Source organism: Actinomadura viridis, from assembly GCF_015751755.1.
In the GTDB taxonomy this organism is placed as follows: Bacteria; Actinomycetota; Actinomycetes; order Streptosporangiales; family Streptosporangiaceae; genus Spirillospora; species Spirillospora viridis.
On sequence record NZ_JADOUA010000001.1, the window covers coordinates 3,245,374 to 3,262,925 of the forward strand.

12 protein-coding genes are annotated in these 17,552 nt (G+C 71.2%); 8 read left to right on the forward strand and 4 right to left on the reverse strand.

Going from position 1 to position 17,552, the window contains the following annotated elements:
• Window positions 1–119: 119 nt before the first annotated feature.
• Together IW256_RS14600 and IW256_RS14605 are read right to left on the reverse strand one after the other, a co-directional pair.
• Entirely contained in the window at window positions 120–1,553 is a 1,434-nt protein-coding gene (locus tag IW256_RS14600; RefSeq protein ID WP_231403782.1) for an MFS transporter, read from the reverse strand.
• Window positions 1,554–1,577: 24 nt separating this feature from the next.
• On the reverse strand, window positions 1,578–2,159 hold the full coding sequence (locus tag IW256_RS14605) for an NADPH-dependent FMN reductase (RefSeq protein WP_197011492.1): 582 nt from the start codon (window positions 2,157–2,159) through the stop codon (window positions 1,578–1,580).
• Between the two features lie 148 nt (window positions 2,160–2,307).
• Between IW256_RS14605 and IW256_RS14610 the strand changes: the two genes are divergently transcribed.
• Window positions 2,308–5,517: an AfsR/SARP family transcriptional regulator gene (locus tag IW256_RS14610; RefSeq protein ID WP_197011493.1), complete on the forward strand. Its 3,210-nt coding sequence runs from the start codon at window positions 2,308–2,310 to the stop codon at window positions 5,515–5,517.
• On the opposite strand, the gene IW256_RS14615 is transcribed toward IW256_RS14610, so the two are convergent.
• Window positions 5,503–5,748 carry a hypothetical protein gene (locus IW256_RS14615; RefSeq protein WP_197011494.1) on the reverse strand — a complete coding sequence of 82 codons (246 nt, stop codon included), beginning with the start codon at window positions 5,746–5,748 and terminating at the stop codon, window positions 5,503–5,505. The two genes, IW256_RS14610 and IW256_RS14615, sit on opposite strands and share 15 nt — an antisense overlap.
• A gap of 215 nt (window positions 5,749–5,963) precedes the next feature.
• On the opposite strand from IW256_RS14615, the gene IW256_RS14620 reads away from it, so the two are divergent.
• The 5 genes from IW256_RS14620 (at window position 5,964) to IW256_RS14640 (ending at window position 12,357) form a co-directional block, all read left to right on the forward strand.
• A complete protein-coding gene (locus IW256_RS14620; RefSeq protein WP_197011495.1) occupies window positions 5,964–6,617 on the forward strand; it encodes a TetR/AcrR family transcriptional regulator in 654 nt (217 codons plus the stop codon).
• Between the two features lie 415 nt (window positions 6,618–7,032).
• The gene (locus IW256_RS14625) at window positions 7,033–8,205 is read left to right on the forward strand and encodes a PucR family transcriptional regulator (RefSeq protein ID WP_197011496.1); all 1,173 of its coding nucleotides are present in this window, start codon (window positions 7,033–7,035) and stop codon (window positions 8,203–8,205) included.
• Window positions 8,206–8,337: 132 nt separating this feature from the next.
• On the forward strand, window positions 8,338–9,756 hold the full coding sequence (locus IW256_RS14630; protein ID WP_197011497.1) for a metal-dependent hydrolase family protein: 1,419 nt from the start codon (window positions 8,338–8,340) through the stop codon (window positions 9,754–9,756).
• 409 nt (window positions 9,757–10,165) lie between these two features.
• Entirely contained in the window at window positions 10,166–11,587 is a 1,422-nt protein-coding gene (locus tag IW256_RS14635; protein WP_197011498.1) for an MFS transporter, read from the forward strand.
• 134 nt (window positions 11,588–11,721) lie between these two features.
• Window positions 11,722–12,357 (forward strand): GntR family transcriptional regulator, encoded by a 636-nt coding sequence (locus IW256_RS14640; RefSeq protein ID WP_197011499.1) that lies wholly within the window; start codon window positions 11,722–11,724, stop codon window positions 12,355–12,357.
• A gap of 141 nt (window positions 12,358–12,498) precedes the next feature.
• Here the strand turns inward: IW256_RS14640 and IW256_RS42210 are convergent, their stop codons facing one another.
• Window positions 12,499–13,533 (reverse strand): DMT family transporter, encoded by a 1,035-nt coding sequence (locus tag IW256_RS42210; RefSeq protein ID WP_307828893.1) that lies wholly within the window; start codon window positions 13,531–13,533, stop codon window positions 12,499–12,501.
• 202 nt (window positions 13,534–13,735) lie between these two features.
• Here IW256_RS42210 and IW256_RS14650 point away from each other — a divergent pair, with 202 nt between their 5' ends.
• Together IW256_RS14650 and IW256_RS14655 are read left to right on the forward strand one after the other, a co-directional pair.
• Window positions 13,736–14,413 carry an HAD family hydrolase gene (locus IW256_RS14650; protein WP_197011501.1) on the forward strand — a complete coding sequence of 226 codons (678 nt, stop codon included), beginning with the start codon at window positions 13,736–13,738 and terminating at the stop codon, window positions 14,411–14,413.
• Between the two features lie 258 nt (window positions 14,414–14,671).
• A complete protein-coding gene (locus IW256_RS14655; protein ID WP_197011502.1) occupies window positions 14,672–17,548 on the forward strand; it encodes an FAD-binding and (Fe-S)-binding domain-containing protein in 2,877 nt (958 codons plus the stop codon).
• Window positions 17,549–17,552 lie beyond the last annotated feature (4 nt).

The following is a 17,552-nucleotide window of genomic DNA, read 5'->3' on the forward strand; positions in this document are numbered from 1 at the left end:
CTCTCACGAACAGAGACGAGACGGCCCGGCCCCGCATGATCGATAGTGACCTAGATCACACTCCCATCCCCATGGGAATCATGCGGGGCGCCGGCGGGACCGCCGGTTCACCGTGCACGTCAGGTCGGTGTTCCCGCCGACAGGTCGGGGGCCGGTGAGGTGGCCGCCCTCTCTCGGACGGCCGCGCTCGGCCGTCCGCCTCGCCGCCCGGGAACGGCGAGGGCGGCGATGCCTCCCACCAGTGTCAGACCCGCCGAGACGGCGACGGCGGCGCGCAGGCCGTCGGCGGTGGCGATGTCGGATGCCGCGACCCCGACGAGCACGGCCAGGCCGACGCCGACCCCGAACTGCATGGCGGTGTTGGCCATCCCTCCGGCGATGCCCTGCTCCCGCGCGTGCACGCCGGTACCGGCGGCGGCGAACTGGGTGGGGTAGATCGTGCCCATCCCCAGCCCGTACACGGCGATCCCGGCGAGGACGGTGAGATAGGAGCCGTCGGCCACCATCCCGGCCGCCAGCAGGGCGCTGCCGGTCGCCCCGAGGACGAGCGCGGTGATGAGCGTGCCGCGGATGCCGATGCGCAGCATCAGCCGCCCGGCGACGAAGTTCCCCAGCGCGATCACCAGGGACAGGCTGAGGAAGGCCAGTCCTGCCCGCAGAGCCGTGTAGCCCAGCACGTCCTGGAAGTACAGGGTGAGGAAGTAGACGACGTTCTGCATGGTCGCCCCGAACACGAAGATGACCACGAGGGCCGGGGCCAGATTGCGGTCGCGCAGCAGGCGAAGCGGCATCAACGGGCTGCGGCTGCGCGCCTCGACACCGATGAAGGCGGCCAGCAGGCCGAGCGCCGGCACGGCCGCGGTGATGAACGCCGCGGAGGTCCAGCCCGTCTCGGGGACCTCGGCGATCGCGTACACCAGGAGGGTGGCGCCCGCCGTGCCGGTCACCACGCCGGGCAGGTCGTACCCATGGCCGCGGTCGACCGGGCCGTCCGCCGCCAGCAGCCAGAACGCGGCGGCGGCCGCGGCGACCACCAGCGGTACGTTCACGAGGAACACCGCCTCCCAGCCGAACACGTGGGTCAGCACGCCGCCGAGCAGTGCTCCGAAGCTGAGTCCTCCGGCGCCGGCCATGGCCCACACCGCCAACGCCCTGATCCGTTCACGTCCCTCCGCGAACATGGTGTTGACCTGCGCCAGGGTGGCGGGGAACACGATCGCGGCGGCCACCCCCTGGATCGCGCGTGCGGCGATCAGCGTGGCCGGAGTGGTGGCGAGGCCGCCGAGCAGGGACGCGCCGCCGAACGCGACCATGCCCAGAACGAACATGCGGCGCCGTCCCAGCAGGTCGCACGAGCGGCCGCCGAGGAGGAGGAAGCCGCCGAAGAACACGGCGTAGGCGCTGATCACCCACTGGGCCGACGCCCCGGAGAAGCCGACCTCGCGGACGAGTTCAGGTAGCGCCACGTACACGATCGTGAAGTCGAGCGAGGTGATGAGGCTGGAGAACGCCAGCAGGGCCAGGCTCAACCCCGGCCTGGGCGTGGAACGCATCATGGACTCCGTTCGGTAGGAGGCTCAAAGGCCGTAGGGACGTGTGGTGCGGGCATCGCGGAGGGCGCGGGCCCACCAGGTGAGCTGGTCGAGGAGGCCCTTGGCGGCCGCGTCGGCGCCCGCCGCGTCCACGGGCCTGCCGTCGTCGAACTTCTCCCAGCAGCTGTGGAAGCTGACCGTGTCGCGGACGGTCGTGGCGTGCAGTTCGGCGAACACCAGGCGGAGCTGCTCGACCGCGCGCAGCCCGCCGGAGACGCCCCCGTACGACACGAATCCGACGGGCTTGGCCCTCCACTCGTCCACGAACCAGTCGATCGCGGTCTTGAGAGGAGCGGGGAAGCTGTGGTTGTACTCGGCGGTGACCACCACGAACGCGTCGGCGGCGGCCAGGCGCGGCGCCAGGGCGCGCACCGGCTCGGGAATCTCGTCGCCCTCGTCGACGAGGGTGTCGGGCAGGCGGGTGTCGCGCAGGTCGATGACATCCGCCGTCATGTCGGCGTACCGGGCGGCGTGGCCGGCGAACCAGGTCGCCACGACGGGGCCGAAGCGGCCCGCGCGGGTGCTGCCGATGATGATCGCGACATGCAGGGGCGAGGTGTCGGACATCGCATTCCTTTCTCGTCTCGTCTCCGTCTCCGACCATGCGGCCGCGCGCTTACCGCCCGCTTCCCCTCCGCTTACGGCCCTCCGCCTGCCGCTTACCGCTCTCCACCCGAGGGGGCGCCGGCGCTGATCAACGCGTTATCGTGGGGGTATGCGTTTCGGGGTGCTCGGGCCGCTGGCGGTCTGGACGGCCGACGGCACCCCTGTCACGATCCGGGGACTGAAGGTCCGGACACTGCTGGCCGACCTGCTCGTCCAGGACGGGCGGCCGGTGTCGGCGGACCGGCTGATCGACGACCTGTGGGGGGCGGCGCCTCCCGGGGATCCGGCGGGGGCCCTGCAGGTCAAGGTGTCCCAGCTGCGCCGGGCCTTGGAGGACGCCGAGCCGGGCGGCAGGGAACTGGTGGTGTTCCAGGCGCCGGGATACCTGCTGCGGATCGATTCCGAGTGCGTGGACGCGGGCCGGTTCGCCGGGCTCCTGAAGCGGGCACGGGAAACGGCCGATCCCCGGACCAGGGCCGCGCTGCTCACCGACGCGCTGGCGTTGTGGCGGGGCCCCGCCTGTGCCTCCTTCGCCGACGAGCCGTTCGCGCAGGCCACGATCACGCGCCTGGAAGAACAGCGGCTGACGGCCGTGGAGGATCTCATCGAGGCCCGGCTCGACCTCGGCGAGCACACCGCCATGGTGGGCGAGCTGCGCGACCTGGTGGCCCGCCATCCCCTCAGGGAACGGCTGCGCGCCGCCCACATGCGCGCCCTGTACCGTGCCGGAAGGCAGAACGAGGCCCTGGACAGCTTCGGCGAGCTGCGCGACCGCCTGCGCGAGGAACTGGGTCAGGATCCGAGCCCCGAGCTGACGGCCCTCCGGCAGGCGGTCCTCGCCCAGGACCCGGCCCTCTCACCCGAACGCCCCCGGCCCGACCTGCCCGCGCCGGCCACCGAGCTGATCGGCCGCGAGGAGGCGATCTCCGAGGTGCGGGCGCTGCTGGAGGCGTACCGCCTCGTCACGCTCACCGGGCCGGGAGGAGTCGGCAAGACCCGGATGGCCCTGGAGCTCGCCGCCCGGCTCCTCGACGCCTTTCCCGATGGCGTGTGGCTGGCCGAACTCGGCGGTCACGACCGGCCGGAGGCGCTGGCGGACGCGGTCGCCGCCATGCTCGGCGTCCGCGACGACGCCGTCCCGGACCCGCACGGAGGGCCCGTTCCGGCCGCCGACCGGGTCGCCCGCGCGCTGCGCGGCAGACGGTCGCTGCTGGTGCTCGACAACTGCGAGCATCTGATCGAGGCCGCGGCCGAGCTGACGCACCGACTGCTGGCGGCGGCGCCGCAGGTACGGATCCTGGCGACCAGCCGGGAACCGCTCGGGGTGGGCGGGGAAGCGGTCTGGTCGGTGCCGCCGCTCGAGCCGCCCTACGCGGCGGCGGAGACCGGCCCGGCGACCCTGGAGCATTTCAGCGCCGTACGGCTGTTCGTCGCGCGCGCCGCCGCCGCCGCTCCCGGCTTCGCCCTCACCGCCGACAACGCCCGTGCCGTCGCGGCGATCTGCCGTCGCCTCGACGGCATCCCGCTGGCGCTGGAGCTGGCGGCGACGAGGGTCCGCGCGCTCGGCGTGGACGAACTGGCGGCCCGGTTGCACGACCGGTTCCGGCTGCTGTCGGCCGGCCGGCGGGACCTCCCGCGGCGGCAGCGGACACTGCGCGCGGTGATCGACTGGAGCTGGGACCTGTTGACCGAGCCCGAACGTGCCGTCCTGCGGCGATTGTCGGTGCATGCCGACGGCTGTTCGCTGGAAGCCGCCGAGGCGGTCTGCGCCGGCGACGGAGTGGCGGTCGAGGACGTCGCGGACCTGCTGTCGCGGCTGGTCGACCGTTCCATGGTCGTGGTCACCGGCGACGCGCGCGGCCACCGCTACCGGCTGCTGGAGTCCATCGCCGCCTACTGCGCCGAGCGACTGCGGGAGGCCGGCGATTCCGAACGCGCCCGAACCCGGCGTGACGGGTACTACGTGGAGTTCGCCGAACGGGCCGCGGAGCGACTGCGCGGCCCCGGCCAGCGGCAATGGCTGCGTCGCCTCGATCAGGAGCACGCCAACCTGCGCGCCGCCATCGAGAGCACCGTGCGGCACGACCGTCCGGACCTCGCGCTGCGCCTCGTCAACGCGATGGCCTGGTACTGGTTCTTGCGGGGGCGGCTCGGCGAGGCGCGCCGCCTGCTGGACCTGTCGCTCACGGCCGGCGGCCCGGCGCCGGACTCCGCGAGGGCCGCGGCCCTGGTCTGGCGGGCGGGCTTCGAGGTGCTGGGCCGACACGGCATCGATCGGACGCGGCGGGTCCGCGCGGCTCTGGAACCCTACGAACGCCTGGACGACCCGGGCGGCAGGGCCCGAGCGGAATGGTTCCTCGCCGAGACCCTGCTCGGCGGTGCCGACCTCACCACCGGCGAACGGCTGGCGCAGCGGGCCCTTGCCGCCTTCCGCGAAACCGAGGACGGCTGGGGCACGGGCGCCGCGCTGACCACTCTGGCCCACTACGCCCTGATCCGCGGAGACCTGGCCGCCTGCACCCGCCACACCGAACAGGGCGCGGCGTTGTTCGAGGCGCTCGGGGACCGCTGGGGACGGTTGCGGGCCGCCGACCTCCTCGGCAGGCTCGCCGAGATTCGAGGCGACTACCGGCGCGCCGCCGCGTTGCTCCGCGAGGGTCTGGAGATGGCCGAGGACCTCGGGATCTGGACGCAGGCCTCATACCTGTTGTCCGGGCTCGGCAGGATCGCGATGATGACGGGCGATCTGGCCGAGGCGGAGCTGCTCCACGAGAAGGCCATGCGGCTGGCCACCGAGCAGAGCAACCGGCCCGGAGAGGTGTTCGCCGAGCTCGGCCTGGCCATGGGAGCGCGACGGCAGGGAAGACTGGACGTAGCCGAGAAGCTCTTGCGCGACGCCCTCAACTGGCAACGGCGGGTCGGTTTCGACCCCGGCGTCGCGCTCACCCTGTCCGAACTCGGCTTCGTCGCGGAGCAGCGCGGCGACGCCGAAACGGCTCGCGAGCTGCACCTGGACGCCCTGGCCGTGGCGGGCCGCACCGGCGATCCGCGGGCGACGGCGCTCGCACTCGAAGGGCTCGCCGCCGCCCACACGCTGGCGGGCGAACACCACCACGCCGCACGGCTGCTGGGTGCGGCCACCGCGGCCCGGGAGTCGGCGGCCACGCCCCTGCCGCACGCCGCTCGCAGCGACGTCGAGCGCATCACGACGGCACTGCTCGCCTCCCTCGGCGAGGAGACCCTGGACGCCGAGCTTCAGCAGGGGCGCACCACCGAGCGTCCCCTCGACCTGGCCTCAAAGCAGTCACAGCGCCGGTGACGCGGATACCTCACCGGCGCTGCGCGACTTCAGGTGTTCGACAAGCAGAGGCGTATCCTCCGCGTCGTCGAGCGGAGGGTGGATGACGTCCAGGATCGTCTCCTTCAGGCTCTTCGCCTCCGCCCCGTCGAGCTGCACCTGACGGTCCCGGCCCGTCGTGAAGACGGCCCCTGGGGAGCCGAGATCCAGGCAGGTCACGTACGGGTCGGGCGTGAAGTCCACCAGGGGCACGCCGAGCAGGTCGGCAGCGGCGTTGTGCCCTGCGGCCTCCCCATGGGGGTGGCGAACTGGCAACTCTGGAGGGCATGGTGCCGGGGGTCGGCATGGGCGGCGGCGACATCGCCGGCGGCGAACACCTCGCTCTGGACGCGGAGTCGTCGCCCGCGCTGATCTCGGACAGGCGGCAACATGGGCGTGGAGTGTGAACCCTCCGGCACAATCGGAGCGTGAACCAGCGGCAGACGACGGCACGGCCGTACAAGGGAGAACCGGCCGAGCAGCGGCGGGCCCGGCGGAGAGCCGCCCTGATGCAGGCCGCCCTCGACCTCATCGGCGGCGAAGGTTGGCAGGCGGCCACCGTGCGCGGCGTGTCCAGCCGCGCCGGACTCAACGACCGCTACTTCTACGAGAGCTTCACCGACCTGGACGAACTGCTGCTGGCGGTCGTCGACGACCAGGCAGGCCAGGGCGCCCAGACGATCCTGACGGCCGCACGCAACGCCCCCCGCCATCTCCGCACCCGCACCCAGATCACCATCACCGCCATCCTGGACTTCCTCACCTCAGACCCCCGCCGCATCCGCCTCATGGCCGTCGAGTTCCCCGCCTCCGCGCTTCTGCAGCAGCGCAAGCGCGAGATCATCCGCTTCCTGGCCGGCATCTTCACCGGTCAGGTGCACGAGGTCCTCGACGAGGTGCCCCTCTCGTCAGAAGACCTTGATCTCACCGCCCTCACCATCACCGCGGGACTCTGGGAGACCATCACCCTCTGGCTGCGCGGCGACCTGTCCACCAGCCGGCAACACCTCACCGACTACATCGTCGCCCTCCTGCTGGCCACCACCGCCCTCCCCGCCGCCCTCGACAACGAGCTGAGCTGACCGCGGACCAGCCGGCCGAGCCTGTAACTCGACACGGGAAGATGATCTTGTAGTCATCTGTTGTCCTTACTGAACGCGGCCTGCCTCCCAAGCCCTGGCCGCTTGATGGGGCGGCCCAGGCCGGCATCGGCGAAGGCCGGCAGCGCGTCGAAGGCGGCGTCGGGCGGGACCTCATCGTCAAGGCGGTGGAGGCCAACGGCGGCCAGCCGCGGGGGCTGTGCGTGGCTGAGGCCGCGCTACAGAAGCCCAACAGGCCCCGTAGCAGCGTGATTCGCCCCGCACGTAGGGCAATGGATTGCCTGCCAGACCCTACCCTGGGCCGCATACTGTCTGCCAGTCTGACAGTCTTCGAGGTGCGGTGCAGGAAAGGGCGGAGGCCCGGACCGGCTCGGTCGAGTCCTGACGGAAGGCCGCTGTGTTGCAACGACTGCAAGAGATCATTAATCGGATCGCCGCCGACACCGGTGTGCCGACGTCGCTGACGGACACGCGGCTGAACTCTCTGGTGTTCGGCCCTCACGACGACGCGGAGATCGACACCGTCCGCAGGCAGGCTCTGCTGCTGCGGTCGACACCGGATTGGGTGCGTGACTGGTTCGGGCGCTACGGCATCGACACGGCGACCGCCCCCGTGCGGATACCGGCAGATCCGGGGCGAGGGCTGGCCGGCCGGGTCGTCGTCCCCGCGCGGTGGGAGTCGACGACGTGCGGCTACATCTGCCTGCTCGACGTGCGGCAGGAACTCGACGGGGCACGACTGGTCGCCGTGGTCGAAGCCGCGGGCGAGGTGGGGCGCATCCTGTACACCGATCGGCAGGCCAGGCACAGTGACGCGGATCTGCTCGGCGAGCTTGTGCGGGGTTCGGCGATCGAACGCGGCAAGGCAGCCGCTCGGCTGGAGGAGCAGGGGCGCTTTCCCGTGGGGTGGCCCGTTGCCGCGCTGTTCCTGCACCCCTTGGAAGGGGGCGGCGGGACCGGCGCGCTGGAGCACTGGCTGTGGAGGTCCCACGGCGCACTGCTGCCGCGGGGGGCGCTGCGGTGTCTCGACGACGACGGCGCCGTGATCCTGGCCCCGGTGCCTCCGGGGGAGGAAAAAGAGTATGGGGTGCGGATCGCGGAACAGGTGCGAAGCAGCCGTCCGAACGAGGCCGCGCTGGTCGTCGGGGTGGGGGAGGCGCAGTCCGACGTCCGTGACGTTCACCTGTCCTACCGGCATGCACGGTCGGCGGCGCGTGCAGCGAGGGTGTGGCCGCAGACGGGCCCGGTCTGCTCCTGGGAAATGCTGGGCGCACTGCGGGTACTGATCGGCACGCCGAAGGACCTGCTCCGTGACCTGATGGATCCACGGGTGCAAAGACTGTGCCGGGCTCAGATGCCGAGCTTGATCGACACGCTGGAGAAGTATCTCGATTCCGGTTGCGACATACAGGCCACCGCAGCACAGATGCACGTTCACCGTGGCACCGTCTATTACCGGCTCGACAAGGTGGCCTCTCTGTCCGGGCTTGACCTGGGAGACGGTATGGACCGCCTCGCGCTCCACCTGGGCATCAAGACGATGCGGTTGATCGAATCGACGGCCGCCTGAAGGGGGCGCCGCGAGGCTTTGAACATCTGCAGTACGACGGGCCTTGCTCTTCGCGATGGTTGTCCATGGTGGGTGCTACCGGGGCTTCCTAGCGTGAGTGACACCTCGTCGTCACTCACGCAGGAGCCCGCCGTGAACACGTTGTACCTGGTCAATGCCCAGATCATCGACGGAAGCGGTGCGGATCCCATCCAGGACGGATGGCTCCGCATCGAACGCGGCCGTATCACGGCAACGGGCCGAGGGCCCGTGACCACCGGTTGCCAGCCGGTCCTCGACGTCGGCGGCCGGACGGTGATTCCCGGGCTGATCGACGCTCATACGCATCTCGCGGCCACCGAGATGCTCAACCTCGTGGACACCGTCTCGCGGCCCGTCCTTGCCGCGAAGACCTTCGCGAACCTGCGCCAGACACTGGAAGCAGGCTTCACCACGGTGCGTGACGCCGGGTTCACGGATTACGGGTTCAAGGAGGCGGTGGAACAGGGACTGGTGCCGGGGCCGCGCATGTTCCTGGCCACCGGGCCGCTGAGTCAGACCGGCGGCCATGGCGACTTCCGTCCGGCCGGGGATCAGGAGCGGCAGCGCCGGAGCGACGGCCTGTACCACCCCGGGGTGATCGTCGACGGTGTCGCGCAGTGCCAGTGGGGTGCCCGTGAAGTGCTCCGGCGCGGGGCGGACCAGATCAAGATCATGGCGGGTGGGGGCTGCACGTCGCCCACGGACCACGTGACCCACACGCAGTTCACCGCCGAGGAGATCGCGGTCGTCGTCCACGAGGCACGAGCCCGCCACACGTACGTGATGGCGCACGGCTACACGCCCGAGTCGATCGGCGCCTGTGTCGCGGCCGGTGTGCGCAGCATCGAGCACGCCAATCTGGTCGACGAACGGGCAGCCGAGGCGATGGCGGCGGCAGGCACCTTCGCCGTTCCGACCATCGCCACCTTCGACCTGCTGGTCAGCGACGGCCAGGCGCAGGGGTTGACCGCGGACAGCGCCGCGCAGGCCGCCCATGTGCTCGCCCGCGCCTACGAGGCGCTGCGCATCCTGGTGGACAAGGGCGTACGCATCGCCTCCGGCTCGGACGTGCTGGGCGCGCACCAGCCCTTCAAGGCCCTGGAGTTGCGGCTGAAAGCCTCGGTACTTGGGCCGATGGGGGCGCTTGTCGCCGCGACGCGCACCAACGCCGAGCTACTTGGCCTGAAGGATCTCGGAACCCTCGAGACAGGAAAGATAGCCGACCTGGTCGTCGTGGACGGCGACCCTCTCGACGACATCTCGGTGCTCCAGGACAGCGACCGCATCCACCTGGTCGTCAAGAACGGCCGCGCAGTGGTCGACAGGGCCGGCCTGGCTCTCGGTTCCGGCGGCGACCGCGGTGGGGAACTCACCGGAGCGAGTAGCGCCGGCGTCGTGACAACGGCGACGGACTCTGGGCGTAGCCAGGCACCCGCGCGCTCCGCCCTTTCCCAGGACGATGACGGGCACCATCCTCGCGGCGTCCGAGGCCCAAGCCCTCCGGCTGAGCGTGGACGGTCCTTCCAGTAAGCCCATGGGGCATTGCACCGCCGGCCCATGAGAGCGCCCGTGGCCGAAGTAAGCAGTACGCACGGTCGATGCCCGCGCCGAGCGTGGGAGACCCTGCCCACGCTCCCGGGTGGCGCGACACCGCCTAGGGCTCGTCTCGAAGTGGCCTCAGCCATCGCGCGAGCGCGTTGGCTGCCAGGTGGGGCGATGCCGGAGGCGAGCCTCACCTGGCAGATCGCGAAGCGATGCCACGCTCGCACAGGCCCGGTCAGGCGCGAGCCGCCAGGCGAGCGCCGTGGGCCGGGACTTTGAAACAGAGCCCAGTTCACCAGCGGCGCCGCACGCAGCCGCTGCACGACACCCTCCCAACCGTTCACGCAGGCCCGGCTCTCGCGCAGCCTCGTGCCGTTGATCCATCCTGAGGACGAACATGAATCACATCGCACGGCTCGAACGCCTGCCGTTGAGCCGCGTCCACCGCAAACTCCTTGTCGTCGGCGGTCTCGGCTACACCTTCGACGGCGCCGATGCGGCGATCATCGCCTTCATCCTGCCCGTCGTGGCGGACAAGTGGGACCTGGGCGCCGGCCAGATCTCGCTTCTGGCAAGCGCACTTCTCATCGGCTTCCTGGTGGGCGCCCTCGGCGCCGGCGCTCTGGGCGACAAGGTGGGCCGCAAGAAGGTCATGCTCGGCTCGCTCATCCTGTACACCAGCATGACGCTGGCGGCAGCCTTCAGTCCCGACTTCTGGGTGCTCTTCGTCTTCCGCGTCCTGGCGGGCGCAGGGATCGGGGCCGAGAGCGCCATCATCGCCCCCTACCTGTCGGAGTTCGTCCCCGGCCGCCACCGGGGCCGCTTCATCGGCGCGGTCGCCGGATTCTTCTCCTTCGGCTACGTGCTGTCCGCCTTGATCGGCCGCTACGTGATCTCCCCCTTCGACGAGGGCTGGCGGTACGCGCAGATCATCCTGGCCATGCCCATCCTCGCCGTGATCTGGTGGCGGCGCGCCATGCCCGAATCTCCCCGCTACCTGCTGGCCAAGGGCCGCATCAGCGAAGCGGATGTCGTCGTAAGCCGGATGGAGGAGGCGGTCCTCAAGGAGACCGGCCGGCCCCTGCCCCCGGTGGACCCCGCGCCGCCGGTGACGTCGGCTACGAGCGCCCTCGCGCACGCCTCGATGGGCAAGAAGATCGCCGTACTGTGGAGCGCGACCTTCGCAAGGAGGACGCTTGTGGCGTGGGTGATGTGGTTCTGTCTCACCTTCGCCTACTACGGCTTCTTCACGATGATGCCCAAGCTCCTCGCCGACAGCGGCATGACCGTGGTGAAGTCCTTCAGCTTCGTCTTCTACATCTACCTCGCCCAGATCCCCGGCTACTTCAGCGCCGCCTGGCTGTCGGAGTACATCGACCGCAAGCGCTGCATCGCCCTGTACCTGTCCGGTGCCACGCTGGCCGCACTCGGCATGGCCCTATCCCACGAAGAAAGTGGGATCATCGGCTTCGGCGCGGCTCTATCGCTGTTCATGAACGGCGTCTACGCGCTGCTGTACACCTACACCCCGGAAACCTACCCCACGGAAATCCGAGCCACCGGCCAGGGAACGGCCTCCGCGTTCGGCCGTATCGGCGGCATCATCGCACCCTTCGCCTTCACCTTCGCCGCGGCCCAAGGCGGTCTGAACGCCGTTTTCAGTGTGACGTCGGTGGTGCTGCTGGTCGGCGTGCTGACCGTGCTGTCACTGGGGGTGGCCACCAAGGGGCGCACCCTGGAGCACCTCAGCCCCACCAGGCACGGGCCCGCGGCGGATTCCAACCCGCTCCGGACGGAGAACGATCGGACCAGGACCTGACCCGCACGTTGCCTTGATGCGCCCCGGTGAGCCCCGGGGTGCATCAGGCGTATCACCCGCGGGAGGCGTCGCCGGGGGACCGAGCGATTAGTCTGTGTGACAGTGATTCGGTGTGGGAGGAATGAGGCGCCACCGTGCTGAAACGTGTCACCGCCGTGGACGCACTGGCCGATGAACTGCGCCGCCAGATCCTCAGTGGTGACCTGCCGCCCGGTTCGAAGCTGCCGGAGGTCGAGCTGGCCGGACGGTTCAAGGTGGCCCGGCCCACCGTGCGTTCCGCCTTGCAGCGTCTGGTCGAGCGCGGTGTTCTGCACCGCGACACCGGCCGCTCGGCCGTGGTGCCCGAGCTGAGCCGCGCGGACGTGCGCGACGTCTACTTCACGCGAGAGGCCGTCGAGCTGCACGTGGTCGACCACCTCACGGGCTCCGGCCGTTCACTCGCGCTGCTCGAACCGGTGAGGCAGGCCGTGCGGCGCATGGAGGAGCTTCCCGCCGGCGCCGAGTGGAGCGACTCGGTCGAGGCCGATCTGGCCTTTCACACGGCACTGGTCGCGGCCGCGGGCAGCGCCCGGCTGGACCGGCTGTTCCAGGGCCTGCTCGAGGAGGTCCGGATATGCCTGGTCCAGTTGGAGGCGCACTATCCACGGCGAGCCGACCTCGCCGGCGAGCACCGCCGGATACTGGCGGCTCTGGAGGCGGGGGACGCCGCGACGGCGCGGGAGCTGATGCGTACTCACCTGGACGGTGCCGCCCGGGCACTCCTGGGATAGGCGGGCAGGGCAGCCCTGACCGCCTCTCACGACCGGACATGCGGACCAGGGGTCAAGCGATGGCTCACGCCGGGCACACCTGACGCCTGACCAGCTCGCCCGCGGACGAGGCGGGTGGTCGGCGCGGCGACGCGAAGTGGGTCAGCGGGCGGCCTTCTGCTGCGAATCCGTCGGCTGACGAGGCCGGGGCGGCCGCATCATCAGGGCCAGCCCGCCCAGGACGAGGACGATTCCGGCCCAGCGCAGGATGGAAAGGCTCTGCTGTAGCCACGCGGCGGCCAGGACGGCGGCGGTGGCCGGCTCCAGCAGGGAGATGGTGACCGCGGTGGGTGCGCCAAGGCGGTCGACGCCGTGGGCGAACAGGGCGTAGGCGACGGCGGTGGTGAACACGCCGAGGTAGAGGACGCTGACCAGGCGCCCGGTGTCGGCTGCCGCCCAGGGGACGGCGCGAGGCAGCCAGGGCGTCAGCGTCAGCGCGCTCCCGGCGAAGATGGCCGCCACCGCGGTGGCGGGTCCGTGCCGGCGGGCCACGACCTGGATCGTGTCGGCCTGCGCCGCGTACAGGGCGGCCGCCAGTATCGCCAGTGCGGTGCCGGGGAGGCTGAAGGCGATGGTGCCGCCGGGGAGGGACACGAGGGCGATGCCGGTGACGGCCACGGCCGTGGCGACGGCCCAAGTACGGGTGACGGACCGCTTGTTCACAAAGCGCGCGGCGCCGCCCGCCAGGATCGGGGCGCCACCGATGGCGATCACGGTGCTGGTGGCCACTCCCGACAGCTCGACGGCGTAGAAGTAGCACACCGAGAAGCCGGACACGGCCACGGAACCGAGAGCCACGGCCGCCAACTCCCGCCGCTGCCACCGCACGTGGCCAAGGCTGCCCCGCAGCCCATGGAGATACAGGGCCGCGGCGCCGATCAACAGCCGCAACGCGGCGAGCTCCACCGTGTGTCCGGGCGGGAACTGGGCTGTCACCGGGCCGAGGGTCCCCCAGATGATGGCGCCGGCCGCCGTCGCCGCGCCGGCGCGGCCGGCGGATGGCCCCTTCCCTGATCGCCGGTCGGTGGAAGGGAAGTGCGAACTGCTGGCTGCGACCGCTTCGGAGGAGCGGGGCTGGAGCGGCAACGCAGGGCTCCGAGATGTTCGAGGGAGTGGGGGCGTGCGACGGCTGCGCACGGACCGCTGGTCAGCAGGACCGTAGAGCCGTCTCCGTGACGTGATCCATGTGCAGGTGTTGAGAGATCAGCGCCGCCCTTTTGGGCAACTGATCAAAAAATAGACCTTCGGCAAATCGTCGACAATCCAACTGTTGACACCCTCGGGGCCTGTGGACATGCTGCGGTACTGCCCGTCCGCACGTGAACCTGGAGGAAGAAGAATGAGTGAGAAGCGTTGGGTCACCTTCGACTGTTTCGGCACTCTCGTGGATTGGCGCCACGGCATCGCCACCGGCATCGAACTGGTCGCGCCGGCCAAGGGACGGCAACTGCTGGACGTCTACAACCGCCACGAGCCGGAGGTGCAGAGGGACCACCCCGGTATGCGCTACAGCGACGTTCTCACGGAGGCGCTGAAGCGTACGTCCGCCGAGGCGAGGCTCGACCTGGTGGAGGACGACTTCCGGGTCCTGGCGGCCGGCATCCCGTTCTGGCCGGTCTTCCCCGATACTCGGGAGGCGCTGCGCGACCTCCAGGCGTCCGGATGGAACCTGGCCCTGCTGACCAACTGCGACCGGGTCATCATCGGCGAGACCCAGCGCCGCCTTCAGGTCCAGTTCGACGCGATCGTCACCGCCGAGGACTCCGGCGCCTACAAGCCGGCCCGAAACCACTTCGAGTACTTCGAGAAGTCCCTCGGTGTCACCCGCGATAACTGGGTGCATGTGGCGCAGAGCTACTTCCACGACATGGTCCCGGCCAGCGAGCTGAACATCACCCGGGTGTGGATCAATCGCCTCAACGAAGGCGGCGACCCGTCCATCGCGCACGCCGTCCGGCCTGACCTGAGCGATCTGGCGGCAACCGTCGACCAGGTCCACCGAAAGTTCAACGGCTGACCCGCGGCTGCCCACTCCCGACCGTGCCAGGCTCCGTCCCGTGCCGCCGGAGCCCGGCACGCCCGCCCCAAGTCCCCGCACCAGCCCAGGGAATCGCCACGCCATGACCAGCCTGTCTCCGCACCTGCGCCAACCCCCTGTCACCGCCGAACGGGTACGGCCACCCGCGCGCATGCCGGGCGGTGCCCGATTCCCCACCGGCGAAGGCGCCCCCGCCCCGGCCATCGCCGCCAGGGCGCAGGCTGCCGCCGCCACGTCATGACCAGTACGTCCCTCTCCACCGTCGCATCGGTCACCGCCGGGGAACTGGAGCAGGCGCTCCGCCAGGAGGTCCCGTCGCTCGCCGTCGACACCTCCGCCGGCCGGCGCGCGCAGTACGCGTACGACGCATCCAACTACCGGTTGCCGCCGCTCGCCGTGGCCTTCCCCACCGGCGCCGACGAGGTCGCCGCCGCACATCGCGTCTGTCACCGGCTCGGTGTGCCGCTGACCTCACGCGGCGCGGGCACCAGCATGGCCGGCAACGCGGTCGGCACCGGCCTGGTCCTGGACCTGTCCCGCCATATGCGGCGCGTCATCGACGTCGACGCCGCCGCGCGGACCGCGCGTGTCGAGGCGGGCACCGTCCTGGACGACCTCCAGGCCGCCGTTGCTCCCCACGGGTTGCTCTTCGGCCCCGATCCCTCCTCGCACAGCCGCTGCACCATCGGCGGAATGATCGGCAACGACGCGTGCGGCAACCACTCCGTGCGCTACGGCCGCACCGGCGAGCACCTCATCGCGCTGGAGCTCGTGCTGGCCGACGGCACACGCGCTGTGGCCGACCGCGACGGCCTGCGGGCCGTGGACGCGTCGGGCAGGGAGCGGGTGGAGTCCCTGGTCGGCGCGCTGCGCGGCATCGTCCACAGCAACCTGTCGGCGATCCGTCTAGGGCTCGGCCGGATTCCCCGTCAGGTGTCGGGCTACCAGCTTCAGCACCTTCTGCCGGAGAACGGCTTCGACGTCGTACGCGCCTTGGCCGGCACCGAGGGCACCTGTGCGACGGTCGTCGCCGCCACCGTTCGGCTGGTGCCCGAACCGCCGGCCGCGCTGCTGGTGGCGCTGGGCTACGACGACGTCGTCGACGCCGCCGAAGACGTTCCGCTGATCCTGAAGTTCTCCCCGGCCGCGGTCGAGGGTCTCGACGAGGCGCTCGTGGCCACCATGCGCCACCGCCGGGGCGCCGGATCCGTCACCGGCCTGCCCGAAGGCCGAGCGTGGCTGTACGTCGACCTCGACGGCGACGACCCCGAGCGGGTCGCCGCGCAGGCCGAGCGCCTCCTGGACGAGCTGAGGAAGGCGGGCCGGATGGTGTCGGGCCGCCTGGTCATCGACCGTACGGAGCGGCTCTCCCTGTGGCGGGTGCGCGAGGACGGCGCGGGGCTGGCCGCCCGCCTGAGCGACGGCACCGCCTCCTGGCCCGGTTGGGAGGACGCGGCCGTGGCCCCCGACCGGCTCGCCGCCTACCTCCGTGACTTCCGCAGCCTCATCGCCGATCACCAGCTCACCGGCGTGCTGTACGGGCACTTCGGCGCCGGTTGTGTCCACGTGCGGCTCGACTTCCGGCCCCGAACCGACGCCGGGCGGGCGGCGATGCGCGCCTTCCTCACCGACGCGGCACGTCTGGTGGTCCGCCACGGCGGCACCCTGTCCGGGGAGCACGGCGACGGACGGGCCCGCAGCGAGCTGCTGTCGGTGATGTACGACCGGCCGATGCTGGACGCCTTCGCCGCGTTCAAGCACGCCTGGGACCCCACGGGCCTGCTCAACCCCGGCATCCTGGTCGACCCCAGGCCACTGGACACGGACCTCGCACTGCACACCGCCGCCACCGCGACCGCACCGTCGACGGTGTTCGCGCTCCTGGAGGATCCAGAGGGGATCACCGGAGCGGCCAGCCGCTGCGTCGGCGTCGGACGCTGCCGCAGTCACAACGGCGGCGTGATGTGCCCCAGCTACCGGGCCACCGGCGACGAGCAGCACTCGACCCGTGGCCGGGCCCGCACCTTGCAGGAGATGCTGCGCGGCGACCTGCCGGGCGGGTGGCGCTCCCGGGTGACTCGGGAAGCGCTCGATCTGTGCCTGTCGTGCAAGGCCTGTTCCAGCGACTGCCCGGTAGGCGTCGACATGGCCACCTACAAATCCGAGTTCCTGCATCACCACTACCGGTGGCGCCCGCGGCCGCCGTCGCACTACTCGCTGGGCTGGCTGCCGCTGTGGGCGGCCCTGGCCGGGTGGATGCCGAACCTGGTCAACGCCGTGATGAACAGTCGCCTGGGCCCGTGGGGCGCGCGTCTGGGCGGGGTGACCACCCGCCGGGGCCTGCCGGAATTCCACGGCCGGCGCGCGTGGCGGCGCGGCCTGGCCGAGCCGGCCGCCCCCGCCTCCGCGGTGCTTCTGGTCGACTCGTTCACGCGGGCCTTCCGCCCCGGACTGGCCGGCGCCGCCTCCCGGGTCCTGGCCGAGGCCGGTCTCCCCACCCAGGCGCGCGGTGACCTCTGCTGCGGCCTGACCTGGATCAGCACAGGTCAGCTCGGCATCGCCCGCCGCGTTCTGGCGCGTACGGCCAAGGTGCTGGACGAGCCGGAGGGGCCGGCAGGACCCATCGTGGTCACCGAACCCAGCTGCGCCGCCGCCCTGGCCAAGGACCTGCCGGAACTGGTGGACACGGACGCGGCCCGCCGCGTCGCCGCCCGGGTGCGGAGCTTCAGTGGCGCCCTCAGGGAGCAGGTGGTCGCGGGATGGCGTCCCGAGCGCGTCCCCACCGAGGTCGTCCTGCAGACCCACTGCCACCAGTACGCCGTCTTCGGCGCCGGCGAGCAGCGCGACCTGCTGCGCGACCTGGACATCGAGAAGATCACCGAGGCCACCGGCTGCTGCGGTGTCGCGGGCAACTTCGGCTTCGAAAGGGATCACTACGAGGTGTCGATGGCCGTTGCCGAGCAGGCCCTGCGCCCGCGCCTGGAGGCCGCCGCGCCCGGCACCCCGGTCCTGGCGGACGGCTTCAGCTGCCAGATGCAGGTCCGGCACCTGGTCGGCGACGATCGCGATGGCGCCATCCACCTCGCCCAGTTGCTGGATCATCCCCGACCCTGACCTT